We start from the raw sequence: 17,894 nt of genomic DNA on the forward strand, positions 1-17,894 counted from the left end.
GAACTTTTGGACCTGATAAACGCCTCGACAGTTCCGACACACATTCCAGAACAGGACAGTTAGAGCGAAGAAGCCGACATGTTGTCAGGATGATGCACGCTGGCCTGCCAATCATCCCATAGGAGGTGTACTGCTTCGTGCAGGAAGACTGGGCCTGGCGTAATTCCAAATTCTTTCTCAATCTGTTCCAGGCGTTTTTCGAGAACGAAGAGAAATATCCTGTAATGATGCGCCGCGTGTCCGTCATCTCCCTGATAAGCCGGATTGCCTTCATAGAAGGTGCCAGCGAGGCACAGGGCAACGTCCAGACTATAGTATCCGCGGCACACCATGGGACGTTGCTCATAGATTGAGCATGCGCCATCGAAAAGAAACGGGCAAAACGGCACGCCAGTTAGCAGTCTCTGATGAAGCTGCTTTAGACGATCCGGCGTGAAGGTGCGTTGTGCATGATCCAGCGCAAGGTGTGCAAAAATCGGATTGACCTGGATGAGACTTCTGCAACAGGTGTCGCAGCCATTGCGGCACGCTACAGGTTTCACAATGCAGAGATGGTTGAGGTGATCGGATACGTCATTGCAGAGATCTAACAACCTGCTGGCAAGCCGTATCATGTCAGAGGGCTGGGAGAGGTTGCCCAACCCCTGCCTGAACATGGCATCGGCTTCACTCACCTTACTCCGCATATAGGTGAGTGTGGCCGTCGCGGGGACGGGTGGTAATGGCTGAGGCATGTGCTCTTTCCTTCACGGCTCTCGCGCCGTGAATTGTCTGTGTCGTCTGTGTGTCGAATGAGCCCGATCGTCAGAGAATACGCTCGGCAAGGGGTGCCTTGCGGGGCGGTATCTCCGTGCCCCAACCGCCGCCGAGCGCCTTGTAGAGGGTCACAGTGTTCGACAGGGCCTGGAGCTGGGTCGTAATGGCTGCAAGCTGGGCGGTGTACCACGCCCTCTGCGCAACAAGTGTTCCGAGATAGGGGTCATAGCCGGCCCTGAATCTCTGTAGGGCGAGGGTATATTGCCGCTGATTGGCAGCGACCGATGCCTGCTGGGCCACCATCTGCCCGAGATAGGTTTCCCGCCCGGCCAGCGCATCCGCGACTTCGCGAAACGCGGACTGGATCGTTCGCTCGTAGCGCGCCACTTCTTCTCGTTTGCGAGCACGGGCCTGCTTGAGCTGGGCGGTCAGACGACCTGCGTCAAAGAGCGGCAAGGTAATCTGCGGTGCGACGTTCCAGGCGCCCATGCCGCTTTGGAAGAGGCGGGTGATATTGTTGCTTGCCGTGCCATTGGCGGCCGTGATCTGGATTTTCGGGAAGAATTCGGCCCGCGCTGCACCGATATCGTCATTGGCGGCCCGTAACTCGCCTTCGGAGGCCGCTATATCCGGTCGCCGGTTTATCATGTCGGACGGCAGGCCAGCCGGTACGACTGGAAATGCCGTGATGGAATCAAGAGAAGTCTTGGTGCTCATGGATCGGATCATGGCGTCCGTGAGCGGGGTGCCCACCAGCAATGTCAACTGATCAAGGGCCTCCGCGCGTTGTCGCGTGTAGATTTGCAGATTGGTTTCGGCATCATGCAGGGAGGCTTCGGCTTCCGCCAGGTCCAGTTGCGTACCTGTACCGACTTCGGCTGTCTGTTTGACAAGATCGTAAGTATGGCGTCGGTTTTCCAGAACATTCTGCGTAACCGTGACCGCCTGATTGTTGGCGACCCAGTTCAGCATCGCCATCGCAACACTGGAAATGATGCTCAGCCTCATCGCCTGCTGGTTCAGCGCACTGGCCATATAGCGGTCGAACGAGGCTCTGGAGGCACTCCGTATGCGCCCCCATAGGTCCACTTCATAGGCGGAAACACCGAAGCCGACTGCATACTGCCGCATGTAGATCGGTTCGTCCGTGCGGGAGAGGCTCCAGATATGAGAGTTCATTTTCTGGATATTGGCACCCGCCGTTCCGTTCAAAGTCGGGAACAGGGCTGCGTTCTCAATGTCGAATTGCGAACTGGCTGCGGCAGTCTGCTGCTGCGCAATGCGTAGATCCCGGTTGTTCTCCAGCGCTGTGGCGATGAGGGTCTGCATGACAGGATCGCGGTAGAAATCGCGCCAGTCCTGCATGAGCGTCGTGTCATCCTTAGCGTGCGTAGGGCGTTCGCCGCTGGATGGCCATGTCGTGGACAACGGTGCAGCCGGTCTGTGATAATGCGGGATCATGGTGCAGCCGCCGAGCAAAGCCGTCAGCGTGATCCCGTGAAGAAGGAATGAAGCCCGCACGCTCAGATCACCTTCAGGTTCTTGTCGAGTTGTGGCGCGACAACACTGCCTTCATGCAAGGCGGACGGAGGATGCACCACAAGCTGGCTGCCATCGGGCAATCCATCCAGAATTTCCAGATGATCTCCATAATCCCGGCCGATCTTGACCTTGTGAACCGCGATTTTATTGTCAGCAGTGACAGTTTCGACAGACAATCCGTCAGCCTCATAATTGAGGGCTTCTGAGGGAACCATAATAACGGAAGCAGCCCGAGGCAGGTCAAAATGGATTTCCGCATAAAGCCCGGCTGTCAGGCGATTATCGTGGTTATCAATTTCGATCTCAACGGGCAGCATACGGCTTCCCTGTTCCAGCGCGTGCCCAGTTCGCGTCACTGTGCCTTTGAAAGTCTGACTAGGTCGTTCCGGCACCACGATCGAAGCTGGCTCATCCACTTTGACTGTCAGAGCAGCATCCTGGGGAACGTGGACACGTACGCGCAACCGATCGGTGCGGGTGACCACAAACAGGGGGCGTGATGTGGCGTTATCAGCGCTGACCAGATCTCCGGCCTCTACATTCCTGACGGTGACAACGCCGTCATAAGGGGCGATCACCGTCGTGTAAGCCTGACGCTGCGCTGTTTCAGCCAGCACAGCATCAGCAGCTTTCTGTTCGGCCTGCCGGGCATTTTGTGTCAGGCGGTCCACATCGAAATTCTGTTTGCTGACAGCGCCTCCACCGACAAGCCCGCCAGACCGCCGCGCGGTAATCTGCGCCAGAGCCAGATTGGCGCGAGCCTGCGCCAGTGTCGCCTGCGCCTGCTCAACACGGTGATCAAGTTCCGGCGCTCGGATGACCGCCAGAACCTGTCCTGCCTGCACGGGGGTTCCGATATCGACAAACCGCTTGTCGATATAGCCCGAAGCGCGTGCGCCGATGGGTGTTGTCTCAATTCCTACGGTTTCGCCTGGCAGGTCCAGCGACAAAGGTTGTGTCGAAGCACGCGCGATCATGGTCCGCACATCAGGAACCTGCTGGTCGCGCTCTCTGGCCGTTGCCGTGACCGCGTGCGCACGCTCGACATGGGTATAAACGCCATAACCAACTGCGAGGATGACACCCAGTCCGGCAACAATGCCGGGGGAGAACCGCCTGCGTTCGTGACCGGAGTGGGACATGACAGGATCAGATGACATTCTCATATTCCTCAAGCATGCGGGATTCACGACGGCGCAGACGGCTGTAGAGCCAGGGGACAACAAAAAGCGTGGTGCAGGTGCCAATCATCAGGCCGCCAATCACAGCGCGGCCCAGAGGTGCGTTCTGCTCGCCGCCGTCTCCGAGGCCCAGCGACATCGGCAGCATGCCAATCACCATGGCCAGCGACGTCATTAAAATTGGCCTCAAACGCTCCCGCCCGGCTTCCATCGCAGCCTCCATGGCGGTCATGCCATGCGCACGGCTTTCCTTGGCGAAGGTGACCAGCAGGATGGAATTGGCACTCGCCACACCCACGCTCATGATCGCACCCATGAGTGAGGGCACGGAGAAAGTCGTGCCCGTGACGAAAAGCATGAGCACGATGCCGCACATGGCGCCCGGCAGCCCTAGTATGACAACCAGAGGGTCCATGAAGGACTGGAAGTTCACGACCATCAGCAGATAGACTGCAACCGCCGCCACCAGCAGGCCGATTTCAAGGCGCGTGAAGGACGTGTTCATGCTGTCGATCTGCCCTGCCACCTCAATGCTGTTGCCGGGTTTCAGGTCGCCTTTGTGGCACGCGACAATCCGCCCGATATCACGAGCAATGCTTCCCAGATCACGATCCTCGGCACTGGCGTCGATATCCAGAACCGGCTGGATGTTGCTGTGTGAAATCACGTCAGGTGCGACCGTGCGCTCGATGGTCGCCACGTTCCGGAGCAGAGTCGGAATACCGGCCACCTGTGATGCATTCCCTGCCACCACCAGCTTGCCCAGATCATCAACGGTGTTGACCTGATATTGCGGTGTCTGTACGGCAACCGGGTAAAGCGTTCCCATCTGCGGATCGGGCCAGAAGTTCGGCGTGACTGTATTGGAGGAGGCCTGCGAGACCATGACGCTGCGGGCCACGTCGTTCAGAACGAGATTGAGGTCCTGCGCCCGTTCGCGGTCGATCGATACGTTCAGGGCAGGTGCTACAAGCTGCTGGTGCAGGTGCACATCCACCAGACCGCGCACATGGCGCATGTCCTCCATGATCTTGCCCATAACCACGCGGTTATTCGCCTGATCATACCCCGTAATCCGCACGTCAATCTGTGATGTCAGACCAAAATTCAGGATCTGCGTCACCATGTCGGCGGGCTGGAAATAGAACACGACATCTGGGAAGCGTTTGGCCAGAACTGTGCGCAGACGGCTGATATACTCCGCTGTCGGACGATGCTTTTCCTTCAGGGCCACCATGATCTGCCCGTCATTCGGGCCTATGGTTGAGCCATCATCAAAGGGCATGGAGAAACGGAAAGGAATGCCGATATCATCGAGCACCAGTTCACGCTCATTCTGGGGAACAACTTCGCGAATGGTATCTTCAACCTGATCGAAAATCCGTTCGGTGGTCTCAATCCTTGTTCCTGCAGGCGCACGGACGTGCAGCTTGAACTCTCCGGCATCAATAACAGGGAAGAAGTCCTGTCCCACCTGCGTTGCAAGAAGCACAGCGGTCAGAACAAAGATGCCGCCCAGAGCCGGAACTTTCCAAGCGCTATGCAGAAGGCCGGACAGCGTCTTTTCATAACCATTCCGCAGGCGCTCGAACCGGGCATCAAATTTCGCGCCGAACCGTTCAAAAATCGTAGGGGGCTTTCCAGCCTCTTCTCGCCGTTTTTTGGCCTGTTCTTCGGAGCGGAGAAGCAGAGCTGCAAAGATCGGCACCAGCGTTCGGCTAATAACGTAGGAGGCCAGCATCGCATACACGACGGCGAGCGCCATGGGCGTGAACAAGAACCGTGATGGCCCCGTCAGAAATTCCACAGATACAAAAACGCAGGAAATCGCCAGCGTGGACACCAGTGTCGGCAGTGCAATGCCTGCGGCACCATCCAGAACGGCTTTGCGCAAGTCTGCGCCATCATGATGCAGGCGGTGGATATTCTCGATCGTGACCGTGGCATCATCCACCAGAATGCCCACGGCGAGCGCAAGGCCACCCAATGTCATGAGATTGAGGGTCTCTCCGGTTGCAGAGAGAATGGCGATGGAAGACAGGATCGCGAGTGGGATGGAGACCGCCACAATCAGCGTGGAACGCCAGCTTGCCAGAAAGGCAAGGATCATGGCTGCTGTCAGCAAACCAGCAATCACGGCTTCAGACGCCACGCCCTTGATGGCGGCCTTCACGAACAGGGACTGATCGAACAGTTCGTCAATCTTCATGCCCGGAGGTGCTGCAGCGCGTGAGAGGGGCAGCACTGTATCACGCATGGCGTTCACAACCGCCAGCGTGGACGCATTTCCGGCTTTCATAATCCGCAGCAGAACCGAGCGCTGCCCTTCACGGCGCACGATGTTATGCTGCACCTCCCAACCATCACGGACCTGCGCGATATCGCGGATACGGATGATGGCACCGGTATTCGGGTCTTTCCGCAGCGGAATATTATTAAGCTGCTTTGAAAAATACGGAATACCGTTCATCTGGATGTTGTATTGAGACGGTCCAAATTTCACCGTGCCGCCCGGAAGTGTGAGGTTCTGCGCGTTGATGGCATTGGAGACATCCAATGGGCTGATTTTCATCGCCTGCAACTTAGTCGGATCAATATCGACCATGATCTGGCGGATCTTGCCGCCATGCGGCGGGGGCAGAAGTGTTCCGGGGACTGGCGCCATCTGCTGACGCAGACGGTAGACACCATAATCGTACAACTCACTTTCCGTCAGCTTATCAGAAGACAGGGAAAGCTGCAGAACTGCTACACTGGAGGCGCTGTACTGCATGATAATGGGTGGCTGCACGCCCGGTGGAAGCTGTGCACGAATGGATTGGGTGGCGGCAACAGTTTGTCCAAGAGCAACCCCGATATCCACTCCCGGCTGAAAGTACAGTTTCTGAAGCACAAGACCGGGTGTGGTCTGGCTTTCGATGGTCCGCAGATTATTGACGAAAAAGCTGTGCGAGAATTCTGTATAGGTACTGATGCGTTTTTCGGTTTCGGGTGCCGAAAGACCATCATAATACCAGACAACAGTAATGACTGGAATATCGATATTCGGGAAAATGTCGGTTGGCGTCCTGAAGATAGCGGAAATGCCAAGCAGAAGAATCAGTAATGACCCGACGATAAAAGTATAGGGCTTTCGGAGCGCAAGACCAACAATGCCCATGAATTGGCAATTTCCTTTTTTCGAGTCTGATGTTGGGTAACTCAGGGTAATAGATTGCAGAGTGCCCTGACGTCGTGCGACACCGGCATTGATGTGTGGATACTGACAATAAAGTATCTCTTCATCATACGACTATACGCTATATTCTGAATATAATAATGAATTATATTCATTAATCCAGAAGCGTAACGATGGAGCCGAGAGGTCACCGTGTCTGGATAGGCAGTTTTATATTAATGAATTATATTCATAATAGAATACGTTTATTAGGCATAGTTTTAGATGGCGGCTTTGGAGTATTTAAAAAAAGATAAATGTGTTCTGATAAATTAAGTAGTTATGACACAAGCCTGAAGGAAATATGAGTTGTTTGGAAAAACAAATTTTTTAAAAATAGTCAGGCATCATGATTAAGTAATTTTTTTGGAAAATAAAAATATCACACTCACCCAGTTACATAGTCAGATATGTTCGATATTTCCCTTATATAGGAGAAGCTCTTCATGCGCATCGGTATTATCGGCGCGGGTCGAATGGGAAGTGCCTTGGGCGAGGTCTACGCCGATTGCGGGCATGATATTATTTTCAGCTACGCGCGTACGGATACGAAGCTGGAAACCGTCACGCAGGCGGCGGGCCGGAAGGCCCGTTGGAGCACGCCCGACGATGCCGCCCGCAACTGCGACCTCGTGATCCTCGCTGTTCATTGGATGCGCGTAGAAGATGCTCTCGCATGTGCGGGTGACTTGTCCGGCAAGACCGTCATGAGTTGCTGCATGCCGCTTGATGAAACGGATAGCGAACTGGTGATCGCTCATACAGATTCCGGGGCGGAAGCTCTGGCCCGTATGTTGCCTCATGCACACATAGTCGCGGCCTTCCAGACGACCCCCAGCGAAAGTCTGCGTCCGGTATATCTGGGCAGGCAGAGAGTGGACAGGCCGAGCGTCGTTTTCTGCGGGGACAATGGAGCCGGCAAACAGCTTGTTGCCCAATTAATATCCGAAGCTGGGTTCAGCCCCGTAGACGCGGGATCACTTGAAATGGCCCGGTATATCGAACCCTTCTCGATGCTGGGCGCGGAACTGGCCTATGAAACTCCTATGGGCCCGGAGTGGGTTTACCGATTTAGTCGATTGGACCGCCAGTAAGCTGACGCCTTTTTTTAGAGAAGAAGGTTTCAGAAATGGGTTTTGATCCGGAACGGTCTTAACAAAATGGCTGTCTGCTTTTCGCTTGAGGAAATGTATGCGTCCCAGAATAATCTGTCACATGATCACGTCGATCGACGGTCGGCTGCGCACAAGGCGCTGGACAGCGCCCTGTGCGGGAACAAACCGCCACGTGCTGATGGGGTATTACGAACAGATTGCGCTTAGGCACGATGCGCCGGCATGGATCGTCGGCCGGCACACAATGTCTGAAATTTTGGGCAGTTCTCCTTGGCCAACGGACAGACAGATTACCGAACAGGTCTGGCCTCGCACGCCGTTCATCGGGGATCGACGTGAAAGGAACCTAGCGGTCGTAGTCGATCTCCATGGGCGTCTGACCTACACAGACGACGATATCGATGGAGATCATGCAACGGCCATCCTGGGTGAAGAAGTATCCAACAGCTATCTGTCGCACCTTCGTGCAGTAGGCGTCTCCTATCTCTTCGTTGGAAGTGGGGAGGAAATGCTCGCTGTCGCGATGCAAGGGCTGTACGAGCACTTCGGGGTCGAACGTCTTTTGCTTGAAGGGGGTGGTATTACGAATGGAGAGTTTCTTCGCGCCGGTCTGATCGATGAACTCAGCCTACTGGTATATCCCGGCCTTGACGGCCTTTCCGGGGAGCCAAGCATCTTTGATTATCCGGGCAATTCTGAAGAGCAACCTGCGCTCGGCCAGTCGTTGGCTCTCATATCTTCCGAGACATTGGAAGGGGGGGTGATGTGGCTGCGATATCGCGTTGAACGCAGCACGAAAGCTGGATGATACTATGAGTGCTCGGAGCGCTGGGGAAGCTAAATCTCGACGGCAAGCAGAGCTGCGCCTAAAACAATATGAGCATGTTCATGAAAAGGGCTCATATATGTCTCGCGAGAATTTTAATGACCTGATCGCGTTTCTGGCTGTGGCGCGCGAGAAGAGCTTTACGCGGGCCGCTGCAAAGCTGGGTGTGTCCCAGTCTGCGTTGAGTCACACGGTTCGTCTACTGGAAGAACGTCTGGGCCTGCGATTACTGACACGGACGACGCGTAGCGTGACGCCCACGAATGCAGGTGACTATCTCATTCGCAACATTGGCCCGCATTTTGATCAGATTGAAAGTCAGATTGCCTCTCTAGGTGAACTGCGGGATGTGCCGAGCGGCCTGATCCGTGTCACTGCAACGGACGATGTCATCGCCTACATCCTCAGGCCGAGGGTTGAACAGTTCCTTAAAAAATATCCTGACGTAAAAATTGAAATCAATGCGGATCTTAGGCTGGTGGATATCGTAGCCGAGCGTTTTGATGCCGGAATTAGGTTGGGAGAGCAGGTGACCAAGGAGATGACTTCGGTGCCTCTCACTCCAGATATTCGTTTTGTCGTCGTGGGCGCGAAATCCTATTTCAGGGAGAACTCGAAACCGAAGGTTCCGCATGACCTTCTGAAGCATAAATGCATCACGATGCGTCTGCCAACACATGGTGGGATTTATGCCTGGGAATTTGAGAAGAACGGTCGGGATGTTAAAGTCCGCGTTGATGGTCCTTTGATATTCAACAGCATTTTTCCTGTGCGGGATGCCTGCTTGGACGGGCTCGGCCTGGCGCATATGCCGGAAATGGTCGCGGAGAAATATATTGCCGATGGACGTCTGGTAAAAGTTCTTCAGGACTGGTGTCCTTATTGGACTGGATACCATCTCTGCTTTCCCCACCACCACCAGACTACCATGCCGTTTTCACTTTTTGTCGAGGAAATGCGTTACGAACCGGCAGAATCTTCGCATTCATGAGTAAAATCGAAGATCGTTAGCATCAGAAAGGGACTAATAGAGCCTGTAGATAGCTCCTACATGAAGAAACATGGTCACATGGCGATCAAAAAGGAACGGGAAAATATCATGAAGGCGATTTATCCAATCGTGTGTGCTCTTGCCGTGACCGGAGCAGGGCAAGCCATGGCAGCACCAACGCTGGAACAGGCTGTTCATTCCCCCACGCGGGATACCCGCTTCGTTGCGCGTGATCCGATCCGGCACCCTTTGGAAGAATTGCAGTTTTTTGGCTTGCGTCCGGATGCCAGTGTTGTCGAAATCTGGCCGGGTGGGGGCTACTGGACGCAGATCCTTGGTCCCTATCTACGGGGCAAAGGCGTTTATACTCTGGCTCTTGGTCCTGAAGATGGCGCGGGTTCAGCCTTCAGCAAGATGGTGGCAGTTCATCCCGAACTTAAGGAAACGTTCAGGACAACACAGTTTGACGGCGACCATCTCGATTTTGCTGCGCCTGACAGTGTCGACTTCGTTCTGACTTTTCGTAACCTGCATAACTGGATGGAAGCCGGTAATGCACCGCAGATGCTTGCGGCCATCCATCGGGCTTTGAAACCGGGTGGGATATTCGGTGTTGAAGACCATCGTGGCCACACAAATGCCCCGCAGGATCCGCATGCTCAGGATGGGTATGTCCGGCAGTCTTACGCGATTTCTCTCATTGAAAAAGCAGGCTTCAAGCTTGTTGGGTCATCGGAAATCAATGCCAATCCGCGTGATACGGCCAACTGGCCGAAGGGTGTTTGGACACTGCCTCCGACCTTTGCCCTGGGGGATAAGGATCACGCCAAATATGCGGCAATCGGGGAGGGCGATAACTTCGTCCTCAAATTCCAGAAAATCGATCGTTAAAAATCCGGAGACTATCCATGAGCAGTAACATTGCGAAGAAGATCGTTGTCATAACAGGTGCCAGCAGTGGGCTGGGGGCTGAAGCTGCACGACATCTGGCAGCCCAGGGTGCGATCGTCGTTCTGGGAGCGCGGCGCGAAGACCGGATCAAGACGCTTGCTGAAGATATTGCCGCCAAAGGTGGCAAGGCTTTGGCGATTGAAACGGATGTGACGGATCGTAATTCGGTTCAGAGCCTCGTTGATACGGCGGTCAAGACTTATGGCCGGATTGACGTGCTGCTCAACAATGCGGGTGTCATGCCTCTGTCGCCACTTGAAAACCTGCGTGTTGATGAGTGGGATCTGATGATCGACGTCAATATCAAGGGTGTTTTGTATGGTATTGCAGCCGCCCTTCCGCACATGAAAGCGCAGAAAAGCGGTCAGATCATCAACGTGTCTTCCGTTGCAGGGCATCGCGTTCTGGAAAACAGTGCTGTTTATTCCGCTACAAAATTCGCTGTTCGTGCGCTTTCTGAGGGATTGCGCGCCGAAGTGAAGCCATACAACCTGCGCACGACTATCATTTCACCGGGGGCGGTTGAGTCGGAACTCCTTAATAGCGTTCATGATGAGGCGACCGCGGAACAACTCAGGAATTTTGTACCTGGTATTGCGATCGGTGCTGACTCGTTTGCCCGGTGCGTGGCTTTTGCGATCAGCCAGCCGGAAGAGGTGGATATCAACGAAATCCTTTTCCGTCCCACAAAGCAACAGATATAAGATAGCGCTGACAGGCGTGTTACACTTGAGATGGGCCGTGTCCTGAAAAGGACGCGGCCTTTTTTATAAGTTTGAGAAAACTACCAATAGGCAAGTCTTTCAGAGAGCAAAGCCTCAAGCCCAATGGAACTGTCATTCATGAATATTATTCATGACTATGCGCGTTTTATAGGGGCTAGTCTGGATGCCCGACGGTCCCTACATTCTTTTAAGAACTCTGCCAGTCAGCATAAGAAAATTTCACAGGCATGAAAATAAGAGTGCAGATGAAGGCGATCTGCTGACGTTGCTTGTCGTTTTTCGAAATACCTGTGCTGATGAATATTCGTAATGCCGAGGTGTAATGGATACTCTTTCTCAAACATTATCTGAAGCGAATAAGGACTCTGACAGGCAGGCTGGGTCTTGGGGCGCTGTGCTCGCCATGTCTCTTGGCGCCTTCGCGCTTGTCGCATCGGAGTTTATGCCTGTCAGTCTTTTAACGCCTATTGCGGCTGACCTTCATATCAGTGAAGGGCAAGCGGGTCAGGCCATCTCGGTCTCGGGCGCTTTTGCGGTTTTCACCAGCCTTTTTATTTCTTCATTGGCAAAAGGGATCAATCGCAAAACACTACTGTTAGTTCTTATCGCGATGATGATCGTTTCAGGAACAGTTGTTTCTCTGGCACCTAATTACGTCCTTTTCATGCTCGGACGGGCGATGATCGGTGTTGTGATCGGTGGTTTCTGGTCAATGTCTGCCGCAACGGCGATGCGTCTTGTCGAAGATCACCATGTTCCACGTGCGCTTGCGATCCTAAATGGTGGCAATGCTCTTGCTACAGTTATTGCGGCACCTGCTGGCAGCTTTCTTGGTGGTTTGATAGGTTGGCGTGGTGCGTTTTTCTGCGTGGTGCCGGTGGCTGTGATTGTTTTCGTCTGGCAGCTTATCAGCCTTCCATCCATGCCCAGTGAACGTCATCAACAGTCAGCAAGTGTGTTCGCCCTGCTGGCGCGGCCAATTGTAAGAATGGGGATGATTGCAGTCAGCCTCTTTTTTATGGGGCAGTTCACGCTCTTTACCTATGTCAGGCCGTTCCTTGAAGATGTGGCGCATGTCGAGGTGTCTACGCTATCCTTGATCCTGTTGCTGATGGGAATTTCCGGCTTTATTGGCACTGTGCTGATTGGCGTTATGCTGAAGAAAAGTGTCTATCCGGTTTTGATTGCTGTTCCTCTGCTGATGGCGTTTCTGGCATTTGGCCTCCTTATGTTGGGAAAATGGATTGTTGTCTCTGCCATAATACTGACTGTGTGGGGCCTGTTTGCGACATCCGCTCCTGTTGGTTGGTGGACTTGGTTGGCCCGGATGCTTCCCCGGGATGCTGAAGCAGGGGGCGGCCTGATGGTTGCCGTTGTCCAGCTTGCCATAACGCTGGGAGCGACTTCTGGCGGTATTCTTTTTGACAGGATTGGGTATCAGGCGACCTTTGCTGCCAGCGCGCTTGTACTTGTGCTCGCAGCTCTGTCGGCTTTGTTGACGATGCGGCAGGGCCGCTACCAATAATTTTTGAGGGCATTCAAGTTTGGAAATTGGCTAAGGCCAACGCTTTCGAACTACGTGCAGGAACACTTATCATGGATATCAAGCGCATTGGATCACAACCCTCAGTAAAGGGGCCTGCCGATTGGTTTACCGGTACGGTTCGCATCGATCCCCTGTTTAATCCACCCGAACCCGCGCAGGTGACGACGGCACTCGTCACGTTTGAGCCAGGCGCTCGAACCGCGTGGCACACCCATCCGCTCGGGCAGACCCTGATCGTTACGGCTGGATGTGGCTGGGTGCAGCGCGAAGGCAGTCGTGTCGAGGAAATCCGTGCCGGCGATACGATCTGGTTTGCGCCTGGTGAGAAGCATTGGCATGGAGCGACAGCGACTACAGCGATGAGCCATATTGCCATTCAGGAAAAGCAGAACGGTTCTCCAGTCGATTGGCTCGAACATGTTTCTGACGACGAGTACAGCAACTGAGTAGTTAGCAACGGGTGGATTCACCATTTAGTCGCCGCATGTTTGTCCCGGGTTGTCAGCTTGCTACTCGTCGTTAGGTGAACGTTGCGGCTCCCCGCCTCGATACCTTCCACATGAGCTTGTTTCCTTGTGATTTTTTGGTGAACTCCTGACGTATGCGTTAAGAGCAAGCCCGGTAGCTGAGTTTTTTGGATCGTGTATAAAGCCGATCTATGAATTATTTTCATGACCGTAAGATATTTTTTCTGGATTATTCTCTGAGTGGGAAAGATCTATATTGGGAACTAGCAGGAATGTTTTTTCTTTGACTAAAGAGTTCCAGCCAATGCCTGTCAATGGAAGCAAAGCGAGTGTCGCTTCCATTGCTCACTGAAAACAGCAATCTGATCAATCGTGTCTGATAATGAGGGGCTGATGGAACTGACGATCAATGGTGTGCAGCACCACATCAATGCCGATCCGGATACCCCTCTGCTATGGGTGCTGCGTGACGACCTGAAAATGACCGGTACCAAATACGGGTGCGGCCTTGCGCAATGCGGTGCCTGCACGGTTCTTATCAATGGGAATGCAGTTCGCTCCTGCGTCACGCCAGTAGGGGAGTTGGGCGCCGCACAGATCACTACGATTGAAGAGATCGAGCAGGACGATATCGGCAAACGGGTAGTCGCTGCATGGATCAGGCATCAGGTTCCTCAATGCGGTTATTGCCAATCCGGACAGGTTATGGCGGCGACCTCGCTGCTCAAACAGACCCCGCATCCCACGGACGACGATATCAGGGCTGTCATGGTCAATCTTTGCCGCTGTGGAACCTATAACGCCGTCAGCGCAGCGATTCACGACCTGGCAGGAGAGGCAGCAGAGGAAGGGGCGAAGCAGTGAGGAACGCTCTGTTCGATGCGATGGGGGAGGTTCCGGTCAATCTCTCTCGGCGTCGCTTTATGCTCTCTTCGGCTGGTGTCGCGGCAGGAACCTTCGTTCTCGGAATTGCTGTACCCCAACGGACTGCGCGGGCAGATGCGACGAAGCTGCGGGGCACCAAGGTTCCGGCATTTCTGGAAATACGACCCGACAGTACGGTGCGGCTTCAGAGCCCCTTTGTGGAAGGAGGGCAGGGTACATTCACGGCTATGGCCCAGATCGTCGGTGAGGAACTGGATGCTGACCCGGCGACCTTCGTCGTCGAGAACGCTCCTCCCGGCGACGAGTATGTTGTCATGGACAACGGTATGCGCATTACCGGCGGCAGCATGTCTATCCGGAATGGTTATCCTGCGATGCGTCGGCTCGGGGCATTGGCCCGCGAGATGCTGCTACAGGCGGCCGCTCGGCAGTTTGACGTACCTGTAGAGGAGCTGACGACGCAGCCTGGCCGGGTGATTCATAAGCCGTCCGAACGCTCGATCGCCTATGGGGAGCTGGCTCACGCAGCAATGAGCTTGCCGGTGCCAGATCCCGCCACTGTCAGGCTCAAGGAGCCGGGACAGTTTCGCTGGATCGGTGCGCCGGTCCCGCGTGTGGACGTGCATGACAAATCGACGGGCAAGGTGGTCTATACGGTCGATGTCAGCGTGGATGATATGCTTCATGCGGCCGTTCAGCATGCGCCCCGGCTTGGTATGATCATCCAGACAGTACGCAACGAAGATCAGGTCCGGGCGATGAAGGGTGTGCATTCCATACATCGTCTCCCGGGCGTATTTGCGGTGGTGGCCGAACGCTGGTGGGACGCAAAGCGGGCGGCCGAAGCAGCGCTGATCGACTGGCAGGAGCCTGGAGCGGACACGACGATGCGGGTCATGCCCGCCGACTTTTCGACGGAAGCTTTCCGGAAGGATCTGGCTGATGCACGCGGTTCCGGTGAGGATGCGGAAACCAGAGGCGATGTGACCCGTGGGCTGAAAAATGCTCATACGGTCGTGGAAGCGACTTATTCAAGCCAGTATGTGAATCACGCACAACTTGAGCCGCCCTCCGCGCTGGCCCGCTTCAGCCCGGATAGTACGCTGGAGGTCTGGGTGCCCAATCAGGCACCGGACATGTTCCGTGCGGACATAGCCAAACGCACGGGTCTCCCCGTTGAAAAGGTTGTCATTCATTCCCAAATGCTGGGCGGATTTTTTGGTCGTCATTTCCTCTACGAGACAGCCAGTCCCTACCCACAAGCGATTACGCTGGCAAAGGAGACCGGCCGTCCTATCAAGCTGATCTGGAGCCGTGAAGAAGAATTCTTGCGCGATACGCTGCGGCCGATGGCGGCAGTACGCTTTCGTGGCGGACTGGATGAGAACGGCATTCCCGTAGTTCTTGAGGCCGTCAGCGCGACTGAAGGCCCAACAGAAGGTCTCAACAACAAGCGCGGTGACAAGCTGGATGACAGTGCTCTCGAAGGGCTGACCGGAAAGTCGTATGACATCCCTGACCGACGGATTGCCCAGCATTTCATCAAAAGCCCTGTGATGCTCGGCTACTGGCGTTCCGTCGGCAACTCCATGAATGACTTTCTCTATGAAACTTTTTTGGACGAACTGGCGGACAAAGGAAATCAGGATCCATACGAACTGCGGTTACGTCTGCTGCGAGACAACAAGCGCCTCACGACTTTGCTCAAGGAGCTCGCAGACTTGTCCGGTGGCTGGAAGCGTGGTCCGTTTACGGCAGCGGATGGCTCACGTCGGGCGCGCGGGATCGGCATGGCCTCACCCTTCGGGTCTGAAGCTGCGGCCATTGCGGAAGTGTCGATCGAGAACGGGCGTGTGCGGGTTCACGAAGTCTGGGAAGCAATCGACCCCGGAAAGGTCGTGAACCCGGCGATTGTGGAAGCGCAGGTCAACGGAGCCATAGCCCTAGGACTGTCTCAGGTGCTTCTGGAAGAGACCGTCTACGAGAACGGTATGCCGCGTGCGCGCAACTATGACGGTTATCCGATCCTGACACTGAATCAGATGCCTCGTGTGCATGTGAAAATCGTCGAGAGTGGCGAAAAGATGGGCGGCGTCGGGGAGCCTCCGTTACCTGCCATCCCGCCTGCGGTAGCCAATGCGGTTTCGACCCTGACGGGGCGGCGTATCCGAAGCATGCCGCTGTCACGTCATGACTTTGCAAGCTGAGACTTTGATCGTCGTTCGGCACGTCTCGCGTGCAGCAGAAAGATTGCGGAACTGAACATGACTAACCGCCTGAAGAAAATTTTCGCAGTCGTGATCCCCGCGTCAGCCGTTCTGGCTGCGGGAACGGCATGGTTCGTGACCCGCCTCCCTGCGTCGTCCTTTGAGAGAGCTGGTTCTCAGGGCGAACCATCGGCGGACCTTGTGGCGCGGGGGGAATATGTCTCACGTCTGACGGACTGCGTGGCCTGTCACAGTGTGCCGGGCGGGGCGGCCTATACCGGTGGCCTGAAGATGGTGACGCCGCTGGGCGCGATTTTCGCAACCAACATCTCGCCGGATCATGAGACGGGTATCGGTGCATATACGCTGGCGGATTTTGACAGAGCGCTTCGTTCCGGTGTGGCGAAGGATGGGCATCGCCTCTATCCGGCCATGCCCTATCCGTCCTACGCCAAGCTTTCTGACGATGATGTCAGGGCACTTTATGCCTATTTCATGAAGGGCGTCCCGGCCGTTCATCAGGAAAACCGGAAAAGCACGATCCCCTGGCCGCTGAACATGCGCTGGCCTCTGGCCTTCTGGAATGTGGTTTTCGCTCCGTCAGGCGTTTATCGTCCGGATCCCTCAAAAGATGCCCAATGGAACCGGGGGGCCTATCTTGTTGAAGGGGCCGGGCACTGCGGAGCCTGTCATACGCCGCGAAATCTGGCCTTCAACGAAAAGGGGACGGACAGCCATAGCGCGTCATTTGTCTCTGGCGCTCTGATCGACGGGTGGTTTGCGCCCAGCCTGCGCAACGATGCAAATACGGGTCTGGGCCGGTGGAGCGAGGACGATGTCTTCCGTTTTCTCAAGACCGGCCGGAACGAACATGCTGTCGTGTTCGGCTCCATGACAGAGGCTTTCAACAACTCGACGCAGTTTTTCTCGGATGATGATCTGCGGGCTGTGGCACACTATCTCAAGTCTCTGCCAGGCGATCAGCAAGGAGACGGAGCGCCGTGGCAGTATGAGCCGACACAGGCTGCGTCTCTCCAACCCGCAGCACGACAGAGCATCCCGGGTGCGCAGACCTACATGGCGAAGTGCAGCTTCTGTCATGGGGCGGATGGGCGCGGGCAGGGGCAATGGGTGCCGCCGTTGGCAGGAGCAGCTTCGTCTCTGGTGCCGGACAGTTCCTCCTCCATCAACGTCACACTTAACGGATCTGGCCGTGTCGTCGCGGCCGGAGTGCCGGATTCCTATCGGATGCCGTCATATCGCGCGCAGCTTTCCGATGGGGAAATTGCGGACGTGCTGACCTTTGTCCGCTCGTCATGGGGAAACCGGCAGCCTCCCGTGACGAGGGGGGATGTCAAAAAACTAAGGAAGCAGACCGTTTCAGCCAGCAGCAGCCCGGTTATTTTGAAAACTCATTGATTCATATGGTCTCTCGCCGATCAACGTATCTGCGAGAAGAAATTTTATGAATTGATAGATTTTTCG

14 protein-coding genes are annotated in these 17,894 nt (G+C 55.0%); 10 read left to right on the forward strand and 4 right to left on the reverse strand.

Features of this window, described 5'->3' with window-relative positions; genetic code table 11:
• Positions 1-59: 59 nt before the first annotated feature.
• The 4 genes from A0U93_RS00120 to A0U93_RS00135 form a co-directional block, all read right to left on the reverse strand.
• The gene (locus A0U93_RS00120; RefSeq protein ID WP_077805582.1) at positions 60-734 is read right to left on the reverse strand and encodes a YkgJ family cysteine cluster protein; all 675 of its coding nucleotides are present in this window, start codon (positions 732-734) and stop codon (positions 60-62) included.
• A gap of 70 nt (positions 735-804) precedes the next feature.
• The gene (locus tag A0U93_RS00125; protein ID WP_077805583.1) at positions 805-2,277 is read right to left on the reverse strand and encodes an efflux transporter outer membrane subunit; all 1,473 of its coding nucleotides are present in this window, start codon (positions 2,275-2,277) and stop codon (positions 805-807) included.
• A gap of 2 nt (positions 2,278-2,279) precedes the next feature.
• The gene (locus A0U93_RS00130; RefSeq protein ID WP_245824970.1) at positions 2,280-3,275 is read right to left on the reverse strand and encodes an efflux RND transporter periplasmic adaptor subunit; all 996 of its coding nucleotides are present in this window, start codon (positions 3,273-3,275) and stop codon (positions 2,280-2,282) included.
• Between the two features lie 172 nt (positions 3,276-3,447).
• The gene (locus A0U93_RS00135) at positions 3,448-6,639 is read right to left on the reverse strand and encodes an efflux RND transporter permease subunit (RefSeq protein ID WP_077805584.1); all 3,192 of its coding nucleotides are present in this window, start codon (positions 6,637-6,639) and stop codon (positions 3,448-3,450) included.
• A 503-nt stretch (positions 6,640-7,142) separates the two neighbouring features.
• On the opposite strand from A0U93_RS00135, the gene A0U93_RS00140 reads away from it, so the two are divergent.
• From A0U93_RS00140 to A0U93_RS00185, 10 genes are all read left to right on the forward strand, one after another.
• The gene (locus A0U93_RS00140) at positions 7,143-7,790 is read left to right on the forward strand and encodes an NADPH-dependent F420 reductase (RefSeq protein WP_077805585.1); all 648 of its coding nucleotides are present in this window, start codon (positions 7,143-7,145) and stop codon (positions 7,788-7,790) included.
• A 97-nt stretch (positions 7,791-7,887) separates the two neighbouring features.
• Positions 7,888-8,619 carry a dihydrofolate reductase family protein gene (locus A0U93_RS00145; RefSeq protein WP_077805586.1) on the forward strand — a complete coding sequence of 244 codons (732 nt, stop codon included), beginning with the start codon at positions 7,888-7,890 and terminating at the stop codon, positions 8,617-8,619.
• 97 nt (positions 8,620-8,716) lie between these two features.
• The gene (locus A0U93_RS00150; protein ID WP_077805587.1) at positions 8,717-9,628 is read left to right on the forward strand and encodes a LysR family transcriptional regulator; all 912 of its coding nucleotides are present in this window, start codon (positions 8,717-8,719) and stop codon (positions 9,626-9,628) included.
• Between the two features lie 78 nt (positions 9,629-9,706).
• On the forward strand, positions 9,707-10,519 hold the full coding sequence (locus A0U93_RS00155; protein ID WP_245824972.1) for a class I SAM-dependent methyltransferase: 813 nt from the start codon (positions 9,707-9,709) through the stop codon (positions 10,517-10,519).
• 17 nt (positions 10,520-10,536) lie between these two features.
• The gene (locus tag A0U93_RS00160; protein ID WP_025829352.1) at positions 10,537-11,283 is read left to right on the forward strand and encodes an SDR family oxidoreductase; all 747 of its coding nucleotides are present in this window, start codon (positions 10,537-10,539) and stop codon (positions 11,281-11,283) included.
• A 343-nt stretch (positions 11,284-11,626) separates the two neighbouring features.
• Positions 11,627-12,829 carry an MFS transporter gene (locus tag A0U93_RS00165; RefSeq protein ID WP_077805588.1) on the forward strand — a complete coding sequence of 401 codons (1,203 nt, stop codon included), beginning with the start codon at positions 11,627-11,629 and terminating at the stop codon, positions 12,827-12,829.
• A gap of 71 nt (positions 12,830-12,900) precedes the next feature.
• On the forward strand, positions 12,901-13,296 hold the full coding sequence (locus A0U93_RS00170; protein ID WP_025829351.1) for a (R)-mandelonitrile lyase: 396 nt from the start codon (positions 12,901-12,903) through the stop codon (positions 13,294-13,296).
• A gap of 411 nt (positions 13,297-13,707) precedes the next feature.
• The gene (locus A0U93_RS00175; protein WP_211274062.1) at positions 13,708-14,181 is read left to right on the forward strand and encodes a (2Fe-2S)-binding protein; all 474 of its coding nucleotides are present in this window, start codon (positions 13,708-13,710) and stop codon (positions 14,179-14,181) included.
• Positions 14,178-16,409: a xanthine dehydrogenase family protein molybdopterin-binding subunit gene (locus A0U93_RS00180; protein WP_211274028.1), complete on the forward strand. Its 2,232-nt coding sequence runs from the start codon at positions 14,178-14,180 to the stop codon at positions 16,407-16,409. The genes A0U93_RS00175 and A0U93_RS00180 overlap by 4 nt, the downstream gene beginning before the upstream one ends.
• Before the next feature lie 57 nt (positions 16,410-16,466).
• A complete protein-coding gene (locus tag A0U93_RS00185; protein WP_077805590.1) occupies positions 16,467-17,828 on the forward strand; it encodes a c-type cytochrome in 1,362 nt (453 codons plus the stop codon).
• The last annotated feature ends 66 nt before the right edge of the window (positions 17,829-17,894 follow it).

The sequence above is a fragment of the Neoasaia chiangmaiensis genome (assembly GCF_002005465.1).
GTDB lineage: Bacteria > Pseudomonadota > Alphaproteobacteria > Acetobacterales > Acetobacteraceae > Neoasaia > Neoasaia chiangmaiensis.